The organism is Burkholderia sp. PvR073 (assembly GCF_054055695.1).
The window spans coordinates 1-1,055 of the sequence record NZ_JBSRXO010000035.1 but is presented as its reverse complement, the minus strand read 5'-3'; the positions used below and the strand labels follow the sequence as shown (position 1 = coordinate 1,055).

At 50.3% G+C, this 1,055-nt stretch carries 2 tRNA genes and 2 rRNA genes; all 4 read left to right on the top strand.

Annotated features, from left to right (window positions below):
- Nucleotides 1-87 (top strand): 16S ribosomal RNA (locus ACVK00_RS34535); the annotation flags it as partial.
- A gap of 62 nt (nucleotides 88-149) precedes the next feature.
- Nucleotides 150-226, top strand: a tRNA-Ile gene (locus tag ACVK00_RS34530).
- 41 nt (nucleotides 227-267) lie between these two features.
- Nucleotides 268-343, top strand: a tRNA-Ala gene (locus tag ACVK00_RS34525).
- Between the two features lie 285 nt (nucleotides 344-628).
- Nucleotides 629-1,055: ribosomal RNA gene (locus ACVK00_RS34520) — 23S ribosomal RNA — on the top strand; the annotation flags it as partial.

Genomic DNA, 1,055 nt, shown 5'->3' with positions numbered 1-1,055 from the left:
AGGACGGTCACCACGGTAGGATTCATGACTGGGGTGAAGTCGTAACAAGGTAGCCGTATCGGAAGGTGCGGCTGGATCACCTCCTTTCCAGAGCTTCTCGCAAAATTGAGCGCTCACGCTTATCGGCTGTAAATTAAAGACAGACTCAGGGGTCTGTAGCTCAGTCGGTTAGAGCACCGTCTTGATAAGGCGGGGGTCGTTGGTTCGAATCCAACCAGACCCACCATTGTCTGGCGGTAGGTACATCCTGAGGTCATCTGTACACATGGGGGCATAGCTCAGCTGGGAGAGCACCTGCTTTGCAAGCAGGGGGTCGTCGGTTCGATCCCGTCTGCCTCCACCAATCTTCAATGACAAGCGTTCGACGTAGTCGAATTTTTGTCATTGGCGATTGAGCCAGTCAGAGTGATATGAGTAACACCATATCGGCTGTCGTTCTTTAACAATCTGGAAGAAGTAAGTAATTTGGATAGCGGAAGCGTCTTGAGATGGACGTGAAAGTTATCCGGGTTGTGATTGTATCGATGTATCTCAAGATGATTCGAACTCTATGTTTGACTCAATTGGAATACGGCACAAATGCGAGAACTCAACCTGTAGCGACTGTCGCAAGACAGACTCGTTATAGGGTCAAGCGAACAAGTGCATGTGGTGGATGCCTTGGCGATCACAGGCGATGAAGGACGCGGTAGCCTGCGAAAAGCTACGGGGAGCTGGCAAACGAGCTTTGATCCGTAGATGTCCGAATGGGGAAACCCACTCCTTTTGGAGTATCCATGGCTGAATACATAGGCCATGCGAAGCGAACGCGGTGAACTGAAACATCTAAGTAACCGCAGGAAAAGAAATCAACCGAGATTCCCAAAGTAGTGGCGAGCGAAATGGGATGAGCCTTGTACTCTTTATTTGTATTGTTAGCCGAACGCTCTGGAAAGTGCGGCCATAGCGGGTGATAGCCCCGTAGGCGAAAACAGTATGAAAGAACTAAGTGTACGACAAGTAGGGCGGGACACGTGAAATCCTGTCTGAAGATGGGGGGACCATCCTCCAAGGCT